Annotated in this window: 21 protein-coding genes, 1 riboswitch and 1 other annotated feature; of the genes, 9 read left to right on the forward strand and 12 right to left on the reverse strand. The window is 36.1% G+C overall.

From position 1 onward, the window contains the following. The first annotated feature begins 453 nt into the window (after positions 1-453). Positions 454-1,563, forward strand: coding sequence for an NAD(P)/FAD-dependent oxidoreductase (locus tag AC806_RS07155; protein ID WP_069029067.1), 1,110 nt, complete (start codon positions 454-456; stop codon positions 1,561-1,563). A gap of 194 nt (positions 1,564-1,757) precedes the next feature. On the opposite strand, the gene AC806_RS07160 is transcribed toward AC806_RS07155, so the two are convergent. From AC806_RS07160 to AC806_RS07185, 6 genes are all read right to left on the reverse strand, one after another. Further along, on the reverse strand, positions 1,758-2,600 hold the full coding sequence (locus tag AC806_RS07160; protein WP_069029068.1) for a MetQ/NlpA family ABC transporter substrate-binding protein: 843 nt from the start codon (positions 2,598-2,600) through the stop codon (positions 1,758-1,760). 80 nt (positions 2,601-2,680) lie between these two features. Beyond that, positions 2,681-2,914 (reverse strand) — a binding site (T-box leader). Between the two features lie 67 nt (positions 2,915-2,981). Beyond that, complete coding sequence (locus AC806_RS07165) at positions 2,982-3,956, reverse strand: dimethylarginine dimethylaminohydrolase family protein (protein WP_069029069.1); 975 nt, start codon at positions 3,954-3,956, stop codon at positions 2,982-2,984. Positions 3,957-4,108: 152 nt separating this feature from the next. Further along, positions 4,109-4,420: a DUF1292 domain-containing protein gene (locus AC806_RS07170; RefSeq protein ID WP_061839881.1), complete on the reverse strand. Its 312-nt coding sequence runs from the start codon at positions 4,418-4,420 to the stop codon at positions 4,109-4,111. 31 nt (positions 4,421-4,451) lie between these two features. Beyond that, positions 4,452-4,874 carry a Holliday junction resolvase RuvX gene (gene ruvX / locus AC806_RS07175; protein WP_061839880.1) on the reverse strand — a complete coding sequence of 141 codons (423 nt, stop codon included), beginning with the start codon at positions 4,872-4,874 and terminating at the stop codon, positions 4,452-4,454. Then, positions 4,874-5,140: an IreB family regulatory phosphoprotein gene (locus AC806_RS07180; protein ID WP_014125240.1), complete on the reverse strand. Its 267-nt coding sequence runs from the start codon at positions 5,138-5,140 to the stop codon at positions 4,874-4,876. The genes ruvX and AC806_RS07180 overlap by 1 nt, the downstream gene beginning before the upstream one ends. A gap of 225 nt (positions 5,141-5,365) precedes the next feature. Further along, the gene (locus tag AC806_RS07185) at positions 5,366-6,025 is read right to left on the reverse strand and encodes a redox-sensing transcriptional repressor Rex (RefSeq protein WP_061839879.1); all 660 of its coding nucleotides are present in this window, start codon (positions 6,023-6,025) and stop codon (positions 5,366-5,368) included. A gap of 229 nt (positions 6,026-6,254) precedes the next feature. Here AC806_RS07185 and AC806_RS07190 point away from each other — a divergent pair, with 229 nt between their 5' ends. Together AC806_RS07190 and ald are read left to right on the forward strand one after the other, a co-directional pair. Continuing rightward, positions 6,255-8,204 (forward strand): ABC-F family ATP-binding cassette domain-containing protein, encoded by a 1,950-nt coding sequence (locus tag AC806_RS07190; RefSeq protein WP_069029070.1) that lies wholly within the window; start codon positions 6,255-6,257, stop codon positions 8,202-8,204. 129 nt (positions 8,205-8,333) lie between these two features. Next, positions 8,334-9,446 (forward strand): alanine dehydrogenase, encoded by a 1,113-nt coding sequence (gene ald / locus AC806_RS07195; protein WP_069029071.1) that lies wholly within the window; start codon positions 8,334-8,336, stop codon positions 9,444-9,446. Between the two features lie 366 nt (positions 9,447-9,812). Here ald and AC806_RS07200 read toward each other — a convergent pair whose 3' ends face one another. Next, a complete protein-coding gene (locus tag AC806_RS07200) occupies positions 9,813-10,193 on the reverse strand; it encodes a VOC family protein (protein WP_069029072.1) in 381 nt (126 codons plus the stop codon). A gap of 238 nt (positions 10,194-10,431) precedes the next feature. Here AC806_RS07200 and AC806_RS07205 point away from each other — a divergent pair, with 238 nt between their 5' ends. Genes AC806_RS07205 through AC806_RS07220 form a run of 4 tightly spaced genes read left to right on the forward strand, consistent with a single transcriptional unit; the run spans position 10,432 to position 13,389 of the window. After that, complete coding sequence (locus AC806_RS07205) at positions 10,432-11,427, forward strand: YhdH/YhfP family quinone oxidoreductase (protein WP_069029073.1); 996 nt, start codon at positions 10,432-10,434, stop codon at positions 11,425-11,427. After that, on the forward strand, positions 11,424-12,170 hold the full coding sequence (gene coaB / locus AC806_RS07210) for a phosphopantothenate--cysteine ligase (RefSeq protein ID WP_014125246.1): 747 nt from the start codon (positions 11,424-11,426) through the stop codon (positions 12,168-12,170). The genes AC806_RS07205 and coaB overlap by 4 nt, the downstream gene beginning before the upstream one ends. Before the next feature lie 19 nt (positions 12,171-12,189). Further along, positions 12,190-12,744 carry a phosphopantothenoylcysteine decarboxylase gene (gene coaC, locus AC806_RS07215; RefSeq protein WP_014125247.1) on the forward strand — a complete coding sequence of 185 codons (555 nt, stop codon included), beginning with the start codon at positions 12,190-12,192 and terminating at the stop codon, positions 12,742-12,744. Between the two features lie 6 nt (positions 12,745-12,750). Further along, a complete protein-coding gene (locus AC806_RS07220) occupies positions 12,751-13,389 on the forward strand; it encodes an ECF transporter S component (protein ID WP_069029074.1) in 639 nt (212 codons plus the stop codon). A 47-nt stretch (positions 13,390-13,436) separates the two neighbouring features. Here the strand turns inward: AC806_RS07220 and AC806_RS07225 are convergent, their stop codons facing one another. After that, entirely contained in the window at positions 13,437-13,775 is a 339-nt protein-coding gene (locus AC806_RS07225; RefSeq protein WP_069029075.1) for a multidrug transporter, read from the reverse strand. A gap of 228 nt (positions 13,776-14,003) precedes the next feature. Continuing rightward, positions 14,004-14,048: riboswitch (PreQ1 riboswitch) on the forward strand. Positions 14,049-14,065: 17 nt separating this feature from the next. Between AC806_RS07225 and AC806_RS07230 the strand changes: the two genes are divergently transcribed. Next, positions 14,066-15,055: a nucleoside hydrolase gene (locus AC806_RS07230; RefSeq protein WP_069029076.1), complete on the forward strand. Its 990-nt coding sequence runs from the start codon at positions 14,066-14,068 to the stop codon at positions 15,053-15,055. Continuing rightward, positions 15,052-15,603: an ECF transporter S component gene (locus tag AC806_RS07235; protein ID WP_069029077.1), complete on the forward strand. Its 552-nt coding sequence runs from the start codon at positions 15,052-15,054 to the stop codon at positions 15,601-15,603. The genes AC806_RS07230 and AC806_RS07235 overlap by 4 nt, the downstream gene beginning before the upstream one ends. 128 nt (positions 15,604-15,731) lie before the next feature. On the opposite strand, the gene AC806_RS07240 is transcribed toward AC806_RS07235, so the two are convergent. The 4 genes from AC806_RS07240 to hxlA form a co-directional block, all read right to left on the reverse strand. After that, positions 15,732-16,889, reverse strand: coding sequence for a mannitol dehydrogenase family protein (locus AC806_RS07240; RefSeq protein ID WP_069029078.1), 1,158 nt, complete (start codon positions 16,887-16,889; stop codon positions 15,732-15,734). Between the two features lie 85 nt (positions 16,890-16,974). Then, complete coding sequence (locus AC806_RS07245) at positions 16,975-17,646, reverse strand: ribulose-phosphate 3-epimerase (protein WP_180991188.1); 672 nt, start codon at positions 17,644-17,646, stop codon at positions 16,975-16,977. A gap of 121 nt (positions 17,647-17,767) precedes the next feature. Next, positions 17,768-18,334 carry a 6-phospho-3-hexuloisomerase gene (gene hxlB, locus AC806_RS07250; RefSeq protein WP_069029079.1) on the reverse strand — a complete coding sequence of 189 codons (567 nt, stop codon included), beginning with the start codon at positions 18,332-18,334 and terminating at the stop codon, positions 17,768-17,770. A 20-nt stretch (positions 18,335-18,354) separates the two neighbouring features. Next, entirely contained in the window at positions 18,355-18,987 is a 633-nt protein-coding gene (gene hxlA, locus AC806_RS07255; protein WP_069029080.1) for a 3-hexulose-6-phosphate synthase, read from the reverse strand. Positions 18,988-19,226: the final 239 nt, after the last annotated feature.

A 19,226-nucleotide genomic window follows, 5' to 3' on the forward strand; every position in this document is an offset into this window, starting at 1 on the left:
TTCGTACACAAGATAAGAAGAAAAATTCTTTACTTTTGTCAAGAACTGACAACAGACTACTTAAATTGAGTGGGCAGTTCAGATAAACTTTGTAAAATGATATCATAATAACTGTTAGACTTAAACCCTTAATTTTTAGAAAGTTTTAGAAAAAGGAAAAATAAAATCACATTTGGATATTTTTGCAGGTGGAGCTTTTTGAACGACAAGCTTATTGATACAACTTTTCAATTCTTGCAACCTCCTCCTTTCTCATATTATATCCCTTTTCTTAAGTAACAAACAATTTGCACATTACAAGCAACAACTACCTAACAGATATACTATTAAATATATAGTCAACAGGATTAAAAAGCAAATAATATTTACCCGATATCATTGAAGCTTTGCTATAATGAACAATTGAAAAAATCTATTAACTAAAGGATAATAAAATTTAAGGAGGCTTATTTTATGCAAAAAATAGCCATTATTGGTGGTGGCGTCATTGGAATTACTTTAGCCAATTATTTGGATACAACAAAATATGATGTAACTTTATTTGATGATGAAACTGGGCAAGCAACCAAAGCTAGCGCAGGTATTATTTCCCCCTGGTTATCTAAACGCAGGAACAAACGATGGTATCGTTTAGCTAGAGACGGAGCAGCTTTTTTCCAAAAACTAGTAGCTGACATGAGGATTTCTGAGAAGATATATGCCAAAAATGGTACGATTCTTTTACGAACAAACGGATTGGAAGACCTAGCAAACTTGGCCGAACAAAGAAAAGCGGACGCTCCTGAAATTGGCGAGATCAACCTACTTTCGGCTAAACAAACTGAAAACAAGCTGCCTTTATTGGCTCCTCAAGAATCTTTGTATATTTCAGGTGGCGCTAGATTAGATGGTTTATTATATTTAAATCATATGAAAAAACTAGCAAAACAAAAACAAGTTTATTTAGTTCAAGAAAAAGTCACGATAAATAAGGAAAATAACCAGTGGCAAATTAAAACAAAAGCACAACAATTTCTAGCAGATTATATTATATTAGCTGCCGGTCCTAACTGTAAAACACTACTAGAACCTCTTGGTTACCAAGTAGATCTTCGCCCGCAAAAAGGACAGCTTATTGTTTTTAAAACACAACAAAGTCAAAGTAAGCAATGGCCAGTTGCTATGTTGGATAATGAAGCCGACTTGATTCCGGCAAATGATGGACAAATGATCATCGGTGCAACCCATGAAGATAAGGCGCAGTGGGATCTGCACCCCACTTCTGCAGCCTTTGAAAAATTAACCAGTAACAGTAAAGATTTTTTACAAACTCCTGAAAAACTTTTAGAAAACTCTTTTACTTATCGTGTAGGAACACGCGCTTATACTTCAGATTTCGCGCCTTTTTTCGGTTCATTACCCAATGATCCAACGCTTTTTGTCGCCAGTGGACTAGGATCTTCTGGCTTAACAACCGGACCGTATATAGGTTATTTGTTAGCAGAATATTTCAACAAAGGAAACTGGTCTACTGAAGATTATCAAAAAACGTTAGATAACTATATCCAACCCCGCTCTTTTTAAAAAAAGTAATCGAAATAGCAGTTCAACGCTCTGTTTCGATTGCTTCTTTTATTTATCTGCTTTACGACAAAAAGTTGAATAATCCTTTAAAGTCTGCATGACTAACCCCTTTTTATTTTATTGTAACGGAATACTGGAAAAAGTATATAAAAATGCTCGTAAAGTTCGTTTGGATGAACTTTACGAGCACTTTTTTAAAATAGTGGTACAACTGCACCTTGATATTCTTCATTAATAAAGTCTTTTACATCATCACTATGCAATGATTCCATCAAAGCTTCAATGGCTGGATCATCTTCATTTCCCTCTTGAACGGCAACGACATTTGCATAAGTTTGCGCCGCTTCAGAATTTTCATCTTCAAGTTCTAAAGAATCATTTGCTATGTCAAAACCTGCATCTACCGCATAGTTTCCATTAATCACAGATAAATCTACATCTTGCACCGTACGAGGAATTTGCGAAGCTTCTAGTTCTGTTATTTCTAAATCTTTAGGATTTTCTTCAATGTCATTGGTCGTTGCTTCAATTCCCTTATCGGCATCCAATTTGATTAACCCAGTTTCCTCAAGTAATAATAAAGCACGAGCGCCATTTGTCGCATCATTAGGGATCGCAATTTCGGCCCCATCTTGTAAGTCGTCAACTGTCTCGGTTTTACCAGGGTATAATCCTAAAGGTTCAAAATGAACTTCGCCGGCAGAAACCAAATCCGTACCGTTTTCTTCATTAAAGTTATCCAAGTAGGGTTTATGTTGGTGGAAACTAGCGTCAAGATCTCCTTCGTCCAGTGCTTGGTTAGGTAATACATAGTCGTCAAAAACCTCAACGTCTAACTCATAGCCCTTTTCTGCCAAATCATCTTTTGTCTGTTCTAAAATCTCCGCATGAGGCGTAGAACTGGCCCCTACCGTTAATGTTTCATCACCATCACCAGAACCACTGCCTTCATCATTACCACTTGAACATGCCGCTAAACCAAAAATCGTTAGTCCTAGTACACCGGCATATAATGTTTTTTTCAAACTTGCTCTCATTTTAACCCCTCCAAATTTTTTTCATTCGAACAAAAAGTTCAATAATGCAAATAAAAAGCCCTTTTATCAATGTAAACTGATAAAAGGGCGAAATTTTCACGGTACCACCTTGTTTTAGAAGCTAAAGCTTCTCTTAACCCATCTCAAATCAAAGAAATGGCATTCAAGATAACGATTGAACCTTTCGAAATCATCTACCTATCGATGACTTATCCTCCGAGACCATCTTCATTTCTTATCTTATAACCTTTTTCACCTTACAAGGTCTCTCTAAAAAAAAGATCAGAAACTACTCTTCTCATCAACGGAATTCTCATGTGTTTTGTTGTATTGTAATTTACACTAGAAAACAAGAGTTGTCAAGTGCTTTATCATCTCATCTTACTCTCTAATTAAGGCTTGTGTTGTGCACCTAAAAGAACCACCAAACATTCTAGAAACATGGTAATCAAGTGTTTCCACTTTTATACCTTTGGCTTTAATTTTTGCGATCAGATCAGTAAAAGCCTGGTCGGTAACATATACCTGCTCGTTAATTGGCAAATCGTTAGCTATCAAATTGGCAGCTTCTGTTAACGAAACGTTGATTTTTTCCCAATCTTTCAATTCTTCAGGAATGCCATCTAAGAAAGCTTCTTCACAGGTGATCATTAATCCTTCTTTTAGCATACTAAGCACACAATCCAAATGCAAAATCGATGGATGTAAGCGAACCGGGACCACTTTATAATCAAATTGCTCCAGCAGTTGTTTTAACCAATAAATGCCATTTAAATTACTAGCCAAACCAGAATGACCGACAAAAACAGTTTTTCCTAAAACAACAACATCTCCACCTTCGATAAATGGTCCAACCTCACTATTTTCACCTTCTGCTAAGTCAGGCTGAGGAGCGGCAAAATAATAGCCTGCATTATTTTTCACCCATTCATTTAAAACGGGTCGAATAGGAAATATTTCTCTACGACGATGTATGAAACGTAGGTTTCCTTCAATGATAAAAGAACCAATCGTAAAAAAGGGATCCCGTGAAAAAAAGTTGCTATAACCAGCGCCCTGCTTTTTCCCATGATCTTTTTCATGCTGTGTAAGTAAACGAGGTCTGAATACATCAACTCCATAAGATTCAAGCATTGCTTGCATGTTTATTTTTTCTTTTTCCCACTCTTTTTGTAATTTTTCGTCAGCCTCTGCTACATCCTTTCCCCCAATATTTTTAGCAAATTCCGCGTTTTCTTTCGCTAAAAAAGAAGTATCCACATTATTTTGAGGATCTTGCGGAAAACAAAACTGCGACTGTGCTAAGACAACCGACTTTAAAGGGGCAAATTCACTTACAACATTCGTTGTTCTCATTAGTTTTCCTCCTCACTTTTCATCTTTAATGTTTTATTATAGTAACTATTATCAAAAACGTCGAAAATAAAAGAACAGCTGATTTTTGTTTAGCAAGCTAAAAAATCAGGCTAAGCTCTTATCTAGCAAGAGCTTAGCCTGATTTTAAATATTTATTCTTCTTCTTCAGCCATAAATGTATTAAATACTTCTTCAATCATATCCCATTCTTTATCCGTTTCGATTTGTTCTAAATCGCCTTCGGTACCTTCTTCATTTTCAACATAGGCATAAGCTTGCAATTCAACTTCTTCGTCCTCATCAGCACCTGCAGGATATAATAGTACATAGTTGCGACCAAATTCTTCTTGTCCATCGATAGTAAGTAGAATTTCGTATAGTGTTTCATTTCCTTCTTCATCGACTAGTGTAATATGTTCATGTTCTTGGTGATCATGGTCATGATCATGTGTATGTTCTGCCATTAATTCATTCTCCTCTTTAAAAATTACCGGTTTAATTCATTATTGTATCTAAATAATTCTGTAAAATCACTACTGCTGCTAACTTATCAATGACTTTTTTCCGTTTTTTTCTAGAAGTGTCCGCTTGTTCAACTAACATCCGCTCAGCTTGAACCGTTGTTAGACGTTCATCTTGATAAATCACCGGTAGTTGATAGTACTCTTCTAATTTTTTGCCATAATTCATGGATGCTTGGGCTCTAGGTCCAATTGAATTATTCATATTTTTAGGCAGACCAACAACGAACTGTTCAACTTCATATCGTTCAACCAATTCATTTATCCTGGCAAAACCAAATTCGCCTTCTTCTTCGTCAATTGAAACAATTTCAATTCCTTGTGCTGTCCACCCTAACGGATCACTTATTGCTACACCGACTGTCTTTGAGCCGACATCTAATCCCATAGTGCGCATTATAAGTTAACTCCATGGTTTTCTAAATAAAAACGTATCAAAACTTCTAATACTTCATCTCGTTCATGGCGACGAATTAAATTACGCGCATCGCGATAACGCGGAATGTACGCCGGATCGCCTGACAACAAATACCCTACGATTTGATTAATCGGATTGTATCCTTTTTCTTCAAGCGCACGGTATACGATCGCAAGTGTTTCGCTAACTTCTTTTTTGCGGCTGTCATCAAAATCAAAACGTACCGTTTCGTCTTTATACCCCATTCACTTGACACCTCTTTCTCCTAGTTGTTCACACATTCTCTTTTATATTGTACTAAACAAATTGCCAAACTACAAACATATATATTCAATTATGACAAGTTTACCTAAAATCTATGACTATTTTGTGAATTATAAGTAGTTTTTCATTTATTTTTAGTAGAAAAAAGTCCTGATTTTTTTCTATTCACTGCCAAAAGCAAGTAAAGAAAAAATCAAGACTATCGTTTATTCCTTTTCTTCAGTTGATACATTCAAACGATCATCACTGTGCAAAAAGTAAATCAATGTTTGTAACTCATTGGTCAAATCAACGTTTTGAATTAAAACATCGGATGGCGCTGAAATACGTACTGGCGTAAAGTTGAGAATTCCTTTAATCCCTGACTCAACTAAATTATTTACCACATCTTGTGCAGTAGAAGCTGGAACTGTCAAGATAGCAATTTCAATACGTTGAATCTCTATTTGTTCTTCCATATCAGACATGGGGTAAACGGGAATACCATCAACAATACGTCCCACAATATCTGAATTTACGTCAAAGGCAGCACTTACTCGAATGCTATTGCTTTGATGGAACTTATATTTTAACAAGGCACTTCCCAAGTTTCCTACACCTACCAGTGCAACGTTTGTCATTTCGTCATCACTTAAAGTCTTGGCAAAAAATTGCATTAAACTTTCCACGTCATAACCATAACCACGTTTACCTAATTCACCAAAATAAGAAAAATCACGGCGAATTGTAGCACTATCAACTTGGACCGCCTCACTTAATTCAGTTGAAGAAACTTTAGCCTTTCCGGCGTCATTTAAAATTCGTAGATAACGATAATACAAAGGCAACCGTTTGGCAGTTGCTTTAGGAATATTATTTTCTTTCACTTTCTAGCCCTCCATTGTGAACATTTCACTTATAACACGTAGTATCATAACAGATGAAAACAAAAAAAAGCAATTTGATTGCTCAGTTTACTGCAAAATTTTATAAAAAATAACTAAAAAGCCCAAGCTGCTCTTTCTTTCTAAGATCATTAAATTGTGATAAACTAACATTTACACAAAAAACAGAAAAAATTGATAAACGTCAATAAACATTTAAAGAGAGGATACTATGATTTTATTACAAGCCAACCAAATTGCACGCCAGTTTGGTGCAGATACCTTATTTGAAAATATTCACCTAGAAATCAGCAGTCGAGCACGTATTGGCCTTGTAGGACGTAATGGTGCCGGCAAGTCGACTTTGTTAAAGATTCTGGCTGGAATCGAGGCGCCTGATAAGGGAACCATCGCTAAAAATAAAAATATTACATTAGGCTATTTAGCACAAGATACTGGTTTAGACTCTGATAAAACAGTGTGGGAAGAAATGCTAGAAGCTTTCTCAGATGTAAGACAGACAGAAAAACGTATGCACGAATTAGAAGTAAAAATCAGTCAGATTTCTCCAGAAGATGAGAATTATGAAGCTGTTCTTAAGCAGTATGATCAATTACAAGAAGAATTTATCGAAAAAAATGGTTACGGCTATGAAAATGAAATGCGCGCAGTTTTAAATGGTTTTCAATTCGATGAGTCTTTTTATGACAAAGCGATCCAAACCCTTTCTGGCGGACAAAAAACCCGTCTGGCTTTAGCTAAAATGCTTTTACAAAGCCCCGATATTTTAATTTTAGACGAACCGACCAACCACTTGGATATTGAAACACTTAGTTGGCTTGAAGGTTACCTACAAAATTATCGCGGCGCCTTATTGATTGTTTCTCATGACCGTTATTTCTTAGACAAAGTCGTCACAGAAATCTATGAAATTAGTCGAAGTAAGATGCGTCACTACAAGGGAAACTATAGCCGTTATTTAGATTTAAAGAGTCAACAACTGGCCAGTGAATGGAAAGCTTACGAAAAGCAGCAAGCTGAAATTAATAAATTAGAAGATTTTGTTGCTAAAAATATTGTTCGTGCCTCGACCACCAAACGAGCGCAAAGCCGGAGAAAGCAATTAGACAAAATGGAACGTATCGAACGGCCACAAGGAAAAGAAAAATCAGCTCATTTTCTTTTCCAAATCACCAAAGCTTCAGGAAACATTGTCTTTCAACTAGAAGACGGTGCAATTGGCTATGATCAAAGCATCGTTTCTGAACCTGTCAATTTAGATATCAAACGGCAAGATGCGATTGCTTTAGTAGGTCCTAATGGTATCGGAAAATCTACTTTATTAAAATCGATGATCGGCGAAATTCCTTTTATCAAAGGAGAAAAACGCTATGGGACTAACGTTTCGATTGGATACTATGATCAAGGCCAAGCCGAGCTAAACCAGAATAAAACCATCTTACAAGAACTCTGGGATGAACATCCTGCAACACCTGAAGTTGATATTCGCAGAATGTTAGGTAGTTTTTTATTTTCTGGTGATGATGTCGATAAACCGATCTCTTTATTAAGTGGCGGTGAAAAAGCTCGTGTAGCCTTAGCGAAATTAGCGATGGATCAAAAAAACTTTTTAGTTTTAGACGAGCCGACCAACCACTTAGACATAGATAATAAAGAAGTATTAGAAAATGCTTTGATTGATTATGAAGGCACCCTATTTTTCGTATCACATGATCGTTACTTTATTAACCGGCTTGCTACCAAGGTTGTCGAGCTTTCAGAAAATGGTTCTCGCCTTTATTTAGGAGATTATGATTACTACTTAGAGAAAAAAGAGGAAGAAGAACAACTGGCTGAATACGAAAGACAACAAAATGAAACAAGCCAAGAAAAAAAGACCACCACAAATAAGAAAAATTTTGCGCAGTCAAAAGAACTACAAAAACAAATACGATCATTGCAAAGAAAAGTGTCTCAAATTGAAGAAGAACTAAACACAGCAGATGAAAAAATCAGCCAGCTTAAAGAAGAAATGACGCTACCAGAAAATCTAGATGACCACGTGAAATTAACCGAGCTAGACCAGTCTTTACAAAGTACGCAAAAACAACAAGATGATCTTATGGAACAATGGGAGAACTTAAGTCTACAATTAGAAGAATTAGAAACAAAAACTTCATAAAGCAAGGATAAGCTTTTTCGATCAAATCAGTCGAGAAAGCTTATTTTTTTTATTTTAAATAAAAAAATTTTTGTATAATCGTCGGCTTTTTTGTATAATTAAAGTATTCTAATAGATGGAGTGATTTTTATGAAAATCGGAATACCGAAAGAAATAAAAAATAATGAAAATCGAGTGGCTCTACCCCCTTCCGGCGTTTATGAACTGGTTCAAAGCGGGCACGAAGTTGCAGTGGAAACAAACGCAGGTTATGGTTCGGCTTTTAAAGATGAGGCCTATAAAAATGTAGGGGCGACAATCGTTGAAACTCCTGAAGAAGTTTGGGCACAAGATATGGTAATGAAAGTTAAAGAACCATTGGAAGAAGAATATCAATATTTCCGCCAAGGACTCATTTTATTTACTTATCTACACTTAGCAGCAAATAAACCAGTAGCTCAAGCACTACAAAAAGCTAATGTTACTTCAATTGCTTATGAAAATGTCCAATTAGACAATGGCACGCTACCTTTGCTTTCACCTATGAGTGAAATCGCTGGTCGGATGGCAGCCCAAATTGGTGCTGAATTTTTGGAAAGCCCTAAAGGTGGTAAAGGAATCGTCTTAGCGGGTGTACCGGGCGTGCGTAAAGGAAATGTTGTCATCATCGGTGGCGGCGTTGCTGGTACGAATGCCGCAAAAATCGCTTACGGACTGGGTGCCAATGTAACAATTTTAGATGTTAACATCGATCGCTTGAAAGAATTAGATACCGAATTTAACGGAAAAATTCAAACCTTAATGTCTAACAGTTTCAATATTAGTGAACAAATAAAAACTGCTGATTTAGTTGTCGGAGCTGTCCTTTTGCCTGGACGTAAGGCGCCCACTTTAGTAACAAGAGATATGGTAAAAGATATGCCAAACCATTCTGTTGTTGTAGATATTGCGATTGACCAAGGCGGCATTTTCGAAACGGAAACAAGAACAACTACCCACGATGACCCGACTTACACTGAAGAAGGTGTCACTCACTACGCAGTTGCTAATATGCCTGGAGCTGTAGCGCAAACAGCTACTATCGCCTTGAGCAACTCTACCCTACCTTTTGCTAAAAAGCTAGTTGCAGCGCCAATTGAAGAAGTACTACAAAATGAAGCTGCATTATATCGTGGTGTGAATACCTATAAGGGACAACTAGTACATCCGGCCGTCGCTGAAGATTTAGCAATTGAACATACACCACTAAAGAATTTATTATAAATACTTCGGACACTACGGTCGCCCTAGTACTGTTCATCACTTCGCTTACACTTCGATCTCATCAAGGTCTAAGCAACAAGTTACTAAGGTCTTGAAGGAGCTACTCTCAACTCCCCTTGGTCGCTGAATCGTAGTGATTCGAAGATAGAAGACACTACGCCTCGCTTTCGCTCGCCCTAGTACTGTTCATCTCTTCGCTTTCGCTTCGATCTCATCAAGGTCTAAGCGACAAGTCGCTAAGGCCTTGAAGGATCTTCTCTCAGCTCCCTTTGGTCGCTGAATCGTAGTGATTTACAGCAAAAAGAGGACAGCAAAAAGTTGTCCTCTTTTTTTTATTTCAATATAGTATAAAAAGTTATCACAAAATCAATCTGACGTTAGTTCGATCAAATTTCCTTCGGGATCTTGAATAACAGCTTCATAGTAACCATCTCCTGTGGTTCGTGGTCCATTTAAAAGTGGATAGCCATCTTTGACAAATCTTTCAGCAAAATCATCCACTGCGCTTTTATCACCTACTGCAAGTGCAATATGTGAATAGCCTAAACTATCTGCTACACGATTTGATAAGTGCTGCTTTGTTGTTAACTCAATTCGACTACCCTCTTCAAAAGTTAAAAAATAAGAACGAAAGTCCGTTTTTTGATTATGGTATAGTTCCGTACTGCCAACATTAAAATATTTCTGATAAAACGCTTTCATTTTTTCAATATCTTCTACCCAAATAGCGATATGCTCTACTTTCATGCAACTTCTCCCCTTTTTTCATCAAAATAAAAATATATTAACCTGCTTTTATCTTACCAGAGTTTAGCTCCTTTAGATAATATAAATACTATTTTTAATTTTTACCTTTTGTATCATTTCTTTTACTAGCGACTGAGCTCTAAATATTATCAGCAAAATTAGAAAATATGTTATGATAATACTATATAAAAATTAGTAAAAAATTACATAAAATATGATTGGCAAAGGAAGGATAAGCATGGAAGATTTTTTAGCTTTTGAAGTCACACAAACAGAAAATGTATTTTCACGTGGGATTGTCAAAAAACAAAATGAAAAATTAAAGAAAGATTATGTTCGCGTTCAAGTAGAGTTTTCTGATATTAATTACAAAGACGCTCTTGCAGCTAGCAAAAATGGTGGCGTTGTTACAGATTATCCCAAAATTGCCGGGATTGATCTAGCCGGAACTATTCTTGAAACAAATGCCGAAAACTGGGATATTGGTCAAAAAGTTTTGGTCACAGGTTACGGTCTAGGAACAGATTTAGACGGTGGCTTTAGCCAAATTCAAGATGTACCCGCTGAGTGGTTAGTCGAAATTCCCGAAAAATTAAATAGTAAAGAAGCGATGATGTTTGGCACAGCCGGCTTTACAGCAGCTTTAGCAGTCCAAGCTGTAGATCAAGAAATTAACGCAAAAGATGCCCCTATACTTGTAACCGGAGCAACAGGCGGCGTCTCCAGTACCGCAATTTCACTTTTACAGCAATTAGGTTATAGTAATATCACAGCTCTTTCATCGAAAAAAACACAGACCGATTGGTTAACAAATCTTGGAGCTAGGGCTATTAATACGCCAGAAGAAATCCTACCAGAAAAGAAACGTCCTTTAGCTAAGCAAAAATTTGCAGCTATCATTGATACAGTAGGTGGCGATATCTTAGCAAGCCTGCTTCCTCTTATCCAATACAATGGTTGTGCTGTTCTTTGCGGAAACGCTAGCGGTATAGCTTTGAAAACAACTGTTCTACCCTTTATCTTACGTAGTATCAAGATGATTGGCATCGATTCTGTTTATGTGGAAATGGAAAAAAGAAAGCAAGTTTGGCAATTTTTAGCTGAAAATAAAAACGTGTTAGAAAAACAGACTTATCACGAAGTTGCTTTAACCGACTTGGATGAAACAATCGAATCCTTACTAAATGGTAGCCATATAGGTCGTACCATTGTCGATATAGGAGGAAATAAATGAAAGTATTAATTACAGCTGGCGGCACTTCAGAAAAGATCGATGATGTGCGCTCCATTACAAATCATTCTACCGGGCGATTAGGTTGTTTTTTAGCAGAAGAATTTTTAAAAAATCAAATCACTGTCGATTACGTCACCACAACACAGGCCAAACATCCAACAGAAAATCAACAGCTAAATCTTTATGAAATTGCAGGAACGCAGGATTTAGCCGATCAATTACAAGAATTGTTGCAGAAATTTTCTTATGATGCCGTTATTCACAGTATGGCAGTTAGCGATTTTGCACCTAGCCAAAGCTACTCCCAAGAAGCCTTTTTAGAGGCAATCAATCAGCTATTTCAAGAAAAAAATGGACCTTTAGACAAAGATGATCTTGCATCTTTAAGTCTAGGAGAAAAAACGAATGAAAATAAAATTTCTTCTAATACTGATCAGCTCTATTTGGTTTTGCAAAAAACGCCTAAAGTTATCCAAAAAATTAAAAAGATCCAAGCTGGAACACTACTGATTGGGTTTAAATTACTCGTCGATGTTTCTAAACAAACATTACTGACAACAGCCAAACAAAGCCTTGCAGCTAGCCAAGCAGATTATATTTTAGCTAACGATCTAGCAAAAATTAAGAATAACCAACATCCGGGCTACCTTATTAATAAAGATGGAGAAATCGTTGGAGAAGAACAAAATAAAGAAGGAATTGCACAACTAATCGCACAAACAGTGATGAAACATCATCGTTAATTTTATAGGAGGCAAAAAAATGGGAAAACATATTCTATTAGCAGTTACTGGCAGTATCTCTGCTTATAAATCAGCTGATATTGCAAACGAATTAACAAAAAAAGGCTATACAGTAGATGTCCTGATGTCAAAAAGCAGTCTGGAATTTATTACGCCGCTGACCTTACAGTCTTTAACAAAACGCAGAGTACATACTGACGTTATGGATGAACCGAATCCTAGTAAGATTAACCATATCGAATTGACCAAGCCAGCTGATTTGTTTTTAGTTGCTCCCGCAACGGCTAATATTATAGGGAAATTAGCAAATGGTATTGCCGATGACTTAATCAGTACCCTAGCCCTTGCTTTGCCTAGTGATCGAGCAAAATTAATCGCTCCGGCAATGAACACTAATATGTACGATCATCCTATCGTCCAAAGAAATTTACAAACATTAAAAGAAATTGGTTATAAAGAAATTCAACCACGTGAATCATTGTTAGCTTGCGGTGACTTTGGTTCTGGTGCATTAGCTACCGCTGATACAATTATAGAAAAAGTGGTGAATACACTTGAGGGCGAGGAGGCTTAAGACCCTATGCAGCAAAAACAAAAGACTTTTCGGCTAGTTTTAACCGCATTCTTCCTAGCGATTTTGTTATTACTAGCCACCGTTCCTTTTCTTGGCTTCATTCCTATTGGACCTATCAACGCGACGACCTTACATATCCCTGTAATTATCGCTTCGATCGTTTTAGGCCCACGCTTAGGAGCTTTCTTAGGAGCTAGTTTCGGTTTAATTAGTATGATTCGTTCGACAATTATTGTAACCCCGATGTCTTTTATCTTCTCTCCTTTTATTGCTCCTTTTGGTGAAAGCGGATATGGCAGTTGGAAAGCATTATTGATCACATTTATTCCACGAATCTTAATCGGCATCGTCCCTTATTATTTCTACCGTTGGTTTGAAAAGCGAATGAAAAATCGTAAAGCAGGCTTAGGACTTTTCATCGCTGGCTTATTAGGCGGCATTGTAAATACCGTTGTTGTAATGAATATGGTTTACTTTCTGTTTCAAACAGAATACGCACAAATCATCGGCGAAGCAGGGAATGCTGTTTACGTCGCTATCCTTTCGATCATTTTTGCTCAAGGTGTTCCAGAAGCCATAGTCGCAGGGCTCGCCACAGCAGGTGTCGCCACTGTGTTGTTGCGGTTTTTGGACAAGCGGACGTAAGAGATGCCTTTTACGTAATTATATTAAGAGTAGCAGTTAGATATGGCCTAACTGCTACTCTTTCTTATACTGAGTATTTGTTTTATTGTTTCTTGCAGTTCGCCGCTAAACTCTTCAAGGTCCTCAAAACTGATCACTTCATCCATGATAAGTGAAACAATATTCATTATTAACTTTGAACGGCTCATTTCTAATTGGAAGCCAGTTCTTTTCTTATCCTCTGTTATTCTTTTAGATAAATTCCAAAATTTCTCGGATGGTTCTTTATCTTCGCTTAATAAATAGATATATGATCTATTGAGTTTATCCATGTATGCTTCTTGCCAACCACCAATTCTCTTTCTAAAAAGCTTCCAATCTTTTTCGGTAAAATTATTATTTCCCATACAAAGTGAGCTCCTCCCCTATGCTTTCTTATTTTTACAATAGGGCAAAGAACATACAAAAGCAAGAGTATTTAATTTCAAATGAATTAAATTGCAATAATGCTACCAAAAAAGGCTTTTTCCCTTTGTTTCATCAATAAATATTACTCAGAATTCCTATACATCTACTTACATTATTCCTTCTATGTTGTATACTAAATAAGTATTCATAAAATCAAGCATAGAGTGCTTGGACTGGTTCGCAAACTTCCCAGAATAAAAAACCAAGAACTTCACAAGGAGGTAGGAAAGTGAATACAAAGAAAAATATTATTATTGACTGTGATCCAGGAATAGATGATAGCTTAGCATTACTCCTGGCTTTACAGTCAAAAGAATTGAACGTACTTGGCATCACTATTGTCAGCGGTAATGTGCCAGCAAGTATTGGCGCACAAAATGCATTAAAAGTTTTGCAACTGGTCAATCGTTTGGATATTCCAGTATATATTGGCGCTGAAAAACCGCTAAAAGTTCCCTTTGAAAGTGCGCAAGACACCCATGGTGAAGATGGTTTAGGTAATAGTCAAATCCCATCTGTCTCATCGGCTTCCCCTCAAGAAAACGCAGTGTTTTTTATAAAAGAGACCCTCCACCAAAATCCCGAAACGATAGTGTTGGCTTTAGGTCCTCTTACAAATATTGCCCTTGCTTTAAACGAAGATCCTAGTTGTTTTGACCAAGTCTCACGTTTTGTTGTAATGGGGGGCAATTACCGCTCACATGGGAATTGTTCACCTGTGGCTGAATATAATTTTTGGTGTGATCCCGATGCGGCAAAATTTGTTTTTGAACAAGAATTCCCGGTTCCAATTGAAATGGTCGGACTGGATGTCACTAGAAAAATTGTCTTAACCCCCACAATTCTAGAATATATGAAACATACGAACAAACAAATTTATTCTTTTATTCAGCAAATTTCTCGGTTTTATTTTGATTATCACTGGGAACATGAAAAAGTTTTAGGTTGCGTAATCAACGATCCTCTAACTGTTGCTTATTTGCTCGATTCAACACTTGCTCAAGGTTTTAATAGTCATGTGGAAGTAGCAACATTGGGGCTCGGCCGCGGACAATCGATCGTAGATGATCACAACTTTTGGCAGTTACCCAATAATTGCTACCTTTTGACCGAGGTCGATCCAGCCATTTTTTGGCACATATTTTTAACACGAGTTTGTAAAGCAGAAGAAACCAAGCTTGCTCAAATTCTTCCTCAGTTATTGGAGGGAAAATTATGAGAAAAAACAAGACCCGATCCGTTGTTCTTATGGCAATCTGTATCGTTTTAAATATTGTTTGTAGTAATTTTATCTTAATGTTAAGAGTACCAATTTATTTAGATGCTGTAGGTACCATTCTCGCCGCTAGCTTTTTAGGCCCGCTCGCTGGAATGATTGTCGGAGGAGCAACTGGCGTACTTATGGGCGTAACTACAGATGTCTTCTCTTTATTTTTTATGCCCGTACAACTAGTTATCGGTCTAATTGCTGGCCTATTATATAAACGAAAACAAACAACGCAAATAAAAAATAGCTGGTGGTTAGCTCTAGCCATTTCTTTACCAGGAACCATTCTTTCAACCATTATCACTGTTATATTATTTAACGGTATCACTTCCTCAGGTTCAAGTATCGTGGTTCAATTATTAACCGGTATAGGAATGAATCAAGCTCTTTCTGTATTTCTAGTTCAAGTTGCTACAGATTATTTAGATAAATTATTGACAGTTATCTTTGTTTCGTTTGCGGGACGTATATTGGGAAAACGTTTATTCTCTGTCCGCTAGCAATTTTTTAGTAATTTAGTATAACGATTTTTATTCTAGAAGTTTGAATATGAAAATAAGAAAAGCTAAAAAAGCTCTCTCACTTGAGGGCTTTTTTGTTGATTTTTGTATACTTATATATTGCATTTTTAAATATTGTTATAACACTCTAAAACTATGTTAAACATATCGGAACCAATTTCAAGACCTGAAATATTTTCGATAGTGTTTTCAATTCCATTTTTTTGAATATAATTTTGCATCTTTACAGCTTCTTCATCGTCAGCATTATCGTATTTAAAAGCATGAGCAGCTCCATATAGTAGATAATTATTTGGTAAATTATATTCAGAAGCAATATACGCAGGACCCATTATTCTATCGTCAGATGATAACTTTCGAATGGGCTGACGGGCAACTCTTGCAATTGGATCTTCAATTCCAGTTTGGTTATAATCGTCATAGCGTTTTATAATCATTTCATTAATATAATCAGACATTTCTTCATGAGAGAAATTAAACTTCTTTTCCAACCCAGCTGCAGACTCATGTACTGCTTTTTTTACTATTGTCTGAATATCTTGATCACGAAGTGCATCGTTAACCATTTTATATCCATGTACATAGCCAATATAACTAGTTATAGCAAGCCAGCAGTTTACTAAATATATTTTTCTTTTAAGTACTGCTTCTAAGTTGTCTACGTATTTTGCGCCTTTAATAGGTTCGCTATCAAGGTCATCTAACTTTTGACGTTCAATTGCAAGCTCATGCGAATCACTTACTGCAGTACCTTCTTTCCCGTTATAGACACCACCAAATACGAATCTATCAACACCTGTATTAGGATAAGTACCGATTTTGTCAAGTTCATTCATTGTAACAATTCTTGTATCAATCATAAGATTTACTAGAGTATCAGTGGCTAAAATAGCGTTCTCGCAAGCCATGACGATCACTTTATTTCGTCCTTTTTCCAACCTTTTCTTTAAACCTTTAGCCAGAACAGGTGCAACTCCTGTTAAATTTGCTTTCAGTACAGAGGTCGTAATTATATCTACTTCTGTAACAAGTTCAATTATTTCTTCTTGATTTTTTATCAAAGAAAGAGCAGAAACATTGTCAATAATCTTTTCTTCATAATTATGGTTTGTCAAAAACAAATTATAACTATTATTTTTGTCAATTTCCTCAACTACTTTATCCGAAACATCAGCAAAAGTAATTTCATAACCATTGTCATGCAAAAGGTCTCCAATAAAGCCTTGGCCAATTTTACCTGCGCCAAAAATCAATGCTTTTTTCATATCTAGAAAAACCACCTTTCTAAAAAGTATTTGTTTATAAGATATTCAACATGTTTTCAAAAAAACATTGTGCCGTGTTATTTGTTTACTTAAAATTAGCCATGTATTCTTCATAAAATTTACCAAAAGTACTAGGGCTTTTAAGGATATTTGAAGCACTCCCCACAACAAAACCATTCGCGCCACTTTTAGCCATATTAATACTATTTTCCGGCGTTGTATTTCCGTCAACTACTAGGTCAATCTCAGTTTCATACGAGTCTAATAGTTTTCGGATTCTTCTAATCTTATTGAAAGTGTTTGGTACCAAAGTTTGCCCTGCAAATCCAGGGTTCACTGTCATTAGTGTTATATAATCTAATTGATCAATAGATTCTTCTACATAGGAAATTGGAGTGCCAGGACTAATCACTAAACCAGCTCTACACCCTAATTCTTTTATCGTTTGTAATAACCTGTAAGGGTGGTTAGTAGTTTCTGGATGAAAACTAATCCAGTCACCTTTTGTTACATTAAACATAGGAATATAGTTCTCTGGTTGAGTGACCATTAAATGAATATCTAAAGGGATATTGGTCATCACTTTTAAATCATCAAAAACCGAAGAACCTAACATAATATTGGGTACGAAGTGTCCATCCATTACGTCAAAATGGATAACAGAAAGATTATATCTGTCAAACAATTTTATATATTCAGCATATTCATAAATCTTAGGAACCATAATAGACGGAGAAATAAACTTATCCAGTGTCATCTTTAATCCCCTTTCTCCACTTTTTTATATTTTTTAATAATAAACTTATAGTGCCATTAACGTAGTTGACTATTTTTTATGACTGCTTTATTGACATTTAGTCAATCGTAAATGATTTAATCTATTCTAAATTCGCATGACGAAGAAACATAGACTTTTCTGTTTTGCCAGTTATTTCCATTAATTCTGAGACTAATGCATCATAAGTCAACCAACTTAATTGTTCAAAAAGAGTTCCCATGGGTTGCATAGATGTCACAGAATTTTTAGACCCTGAGTCATCATCTTTTGGCGTCTCTCCAGGAATAACAATAATTGAATCTGCTTGCTTTCCAATACTTGCTTCAGGATAAATAGTTAATGTAACTAGTTTAGCGCCCAGTTTTTTAGCTACACTAGCATCAATTGATAAACTATTTGTTTTACCTGATCCTGATCCAATAACTAATAAATCGCCTGTTGCGATAGAAGTGGTTGTCGTTTCCCCAACAAAATAAGCATTGAAGCCAAGCTGCATAAGTCGATTAGCAAAACCTCTAGCTGCAAAACCTGACCTTCCAGTTCCAGCAACAAATATACGATTAGCTTCACAACACATTTTAGCAACTTTTTCGATCGATTGACTGTCTATCTCCTTACTGTGCTCAGAAATTTCGGAAACAATTTCTTGTAATCTTTCTGATGGCATTTAACATTCTCCTAGTTTTATTATTTTTTGTGAATTTTATTAAATATAGTTTTTGCTGCTCCAACAGGAGAAGCTGCGTTAGTGATTCCGCTTCCAACAATTACAATTTCTGGTTCCTCAGCAATATATTTGTCAATTGTCTCAACATCAATTCCACCTGCTACTGAAATTGTGGAGCAATTGGCTATCCTTTTGACTTGTCGCAATTCATCTAGTGGTGTTCTACCAAGCGTTTGTTCATCAACGCCAACATGAACACTAATCCTATCTACATTCATATTTTCTAAAGTTGCAACACGTGTATCAAGGTTCGGTGTGTTTATTGTATCTACAAATACATGCTTTTCGTATTCCTTACAAGCTTCTAAACAAGCAGCAATTGTTAAATCGTCTGTTATAGCAATAACCGTACAATAATCAGCGCCTGCTTCAAATGCCAATTGTGATTCATACTTCCCAGCATCCACGATTTTTGTATCTGCTAAAATTTCTTTTTCTGGAAAATATTTTCTGAACTCTCGAATAGCATCCGTTCCTTCTTTAAGAATAAAGGGAGTTCCAATTTCAAAAATATCAACATAGTCTCTTACTTCTTGTCCTAAGTTTATAGCGTCGAACAAGTTTAGATCATCCAGCGCTAATTGTAATTTCATATATGTTTCACTCTTTTCAAATTTATTTATTAAAATATTAGCTAAAACTTGAAAGGCTCTTTTTTATTATTAGCCCTTGATATGCCGCTATTTTTAAGTTAAAAGAATCTTCTAGTCTGTCCACTTAAGTTGATTTTGAAACAAAAGATAAGAAAGTATTCCTAAAGTCCTCACGAAATAAGACCTTATATATCGGTAATTCAGTTACTATTGTTCCGAATTCAAATATATGACCATTG

Origin of the sequence: Tetragenococcus halophilus (assembly GCF_001712815.1) — a bacterium.
GTDB lineage: Bacteria > Bacillota > Bacilli > Lactobacillales > Enterococcaceae > Tetragenococcus > Tetragenococcus halophilus.

Bases quoted from the DNA above. Each gene is read 5' to 3' on its own strand.
- AC806_RS07155 (WP_069029067.1), top strand. From the start codon at position 454: ATGCAAAAAATAGCCATTATTGGTGGTGGCGTCATTGGAATTACTTTA.
- AC806_RS07160 (WP_069029068.1), bottom strand. From the start codon at position 2,600: ATGAGAGCAAGTTTGAAAAAAACATTATATGCCGGTGTACTAGGACTA.
- AC806_RS07165 (WP_069029069.1), bottom strand. From the start codon at position 3,956: ATGAGAACAACGAATGTTGTAAGTGAATTTGCCCCTTTAAAGTCGGTT.
- AC806_RS07170 (WP_061839881.1), bottom strand. From the start codon at position 4,420: ATGGCAGAACATACACATGATCATGACCATGATCACCAAGAACATGAA.
- ruvX (WP_061839880.1), bottom strand. From the start codon at position 4,874: ATGCGCACTATGGGATTAGATGTCGGCTCAAAGACAGTCGGTGTAGCA.
- AC806_RS07180 (WP_014125240.1), bottom strand. From the start codon at position 5,140: ATGGGGTATAAAGACGAAACGGTACGTTTTGATTTTGATGACAGCCGC.
- AC806_RS07190 (WP_069029070.1), top strand. From the start codon at position 6,255: ATGATTTTATTACAAGCCAACCAAATTGCACGCCAGTTTGGTGCAGAT.
- ald (WP_069029071.1), top strand. From the start codon at position 8,334: ATGAAAATCGGAATACCGAAAGAAATAAAAAATAATGAAAATCGAGTG.
- AC806_RS07200 (WP_069029072.1), bottom strand. From the start codon at position 10,193: ATGAAAGTAGAGCATATCGCTATTTGGGTAGAAGATATTGAAAAAATG.
- AC806_RS07205 (WP_069029073.1), top strand. From the start codon at position 10,432: ATGGAAGATTTTTTAGCTTTTGAAGTCACACAAACAGAAAATGTATTT.
- coaB (WP_014125246.1), top strand. From the start codon at position 11,424: ATGAAAGTATTAATTACAGCTGGCGGCACTTCAGAAAAGATCGATGAT.
- coaC (WP_014125247.1), top strand. From the start codon at position 12,190: ATGGGAAAACATATTCTATTAGCAGTTACTGGCAGTATCTCTGCTTAT.
- AC806_RS07220 (WP_069029074.1), top strand. From the start codon at position 12,751: ATGCAGCAAAAACAAAAGACTTTTCGGCTAGTTTTAACCGCATTCTTC.
- AC806_RS07225 (WP_069029075.1), bottom strand. From the start codon at position 13,775: ATGGGAAATAATAATTTTACCGAAAAAGATTGGAAGCTTTTTAGAAAG.
- AC806_RS07235 (WP_069029077.1), top strand. From the start codon at position 15,052: ATGAGAAAAAACAAGACCCGATCCGTTGTTCTTATGGCAATCTGTATC.
- AC806_RS07240 (WP_069029078.1), bottom strand. From the start codon at position 16,889: ATGAAAAAAGCATTGATTTTTGGCGCAGGTAAAATTGGCCAAGGCTTT.
- AC806_RS07245 (WP_180991188.1), bottom strand. From the start codon at position 17,646: ATGACACTGGATAAGTTTATTTCTCCGTCTATTATGGTTCCTAAGATT.
- hxlB (WP_069029079.1), bottom strand. From the start codon at position 18,334: ATGCCATCAGAAAGATTACAAGAAATTGTTTCCGAAATTTCTGAGCAC.
- hxlA (WP_069029080.1), bottom strand. From the start codon at position 18,987: ATGAAATTACAATTAGCGCTGGATGATCTAAACTTGTTCGACGCTATA.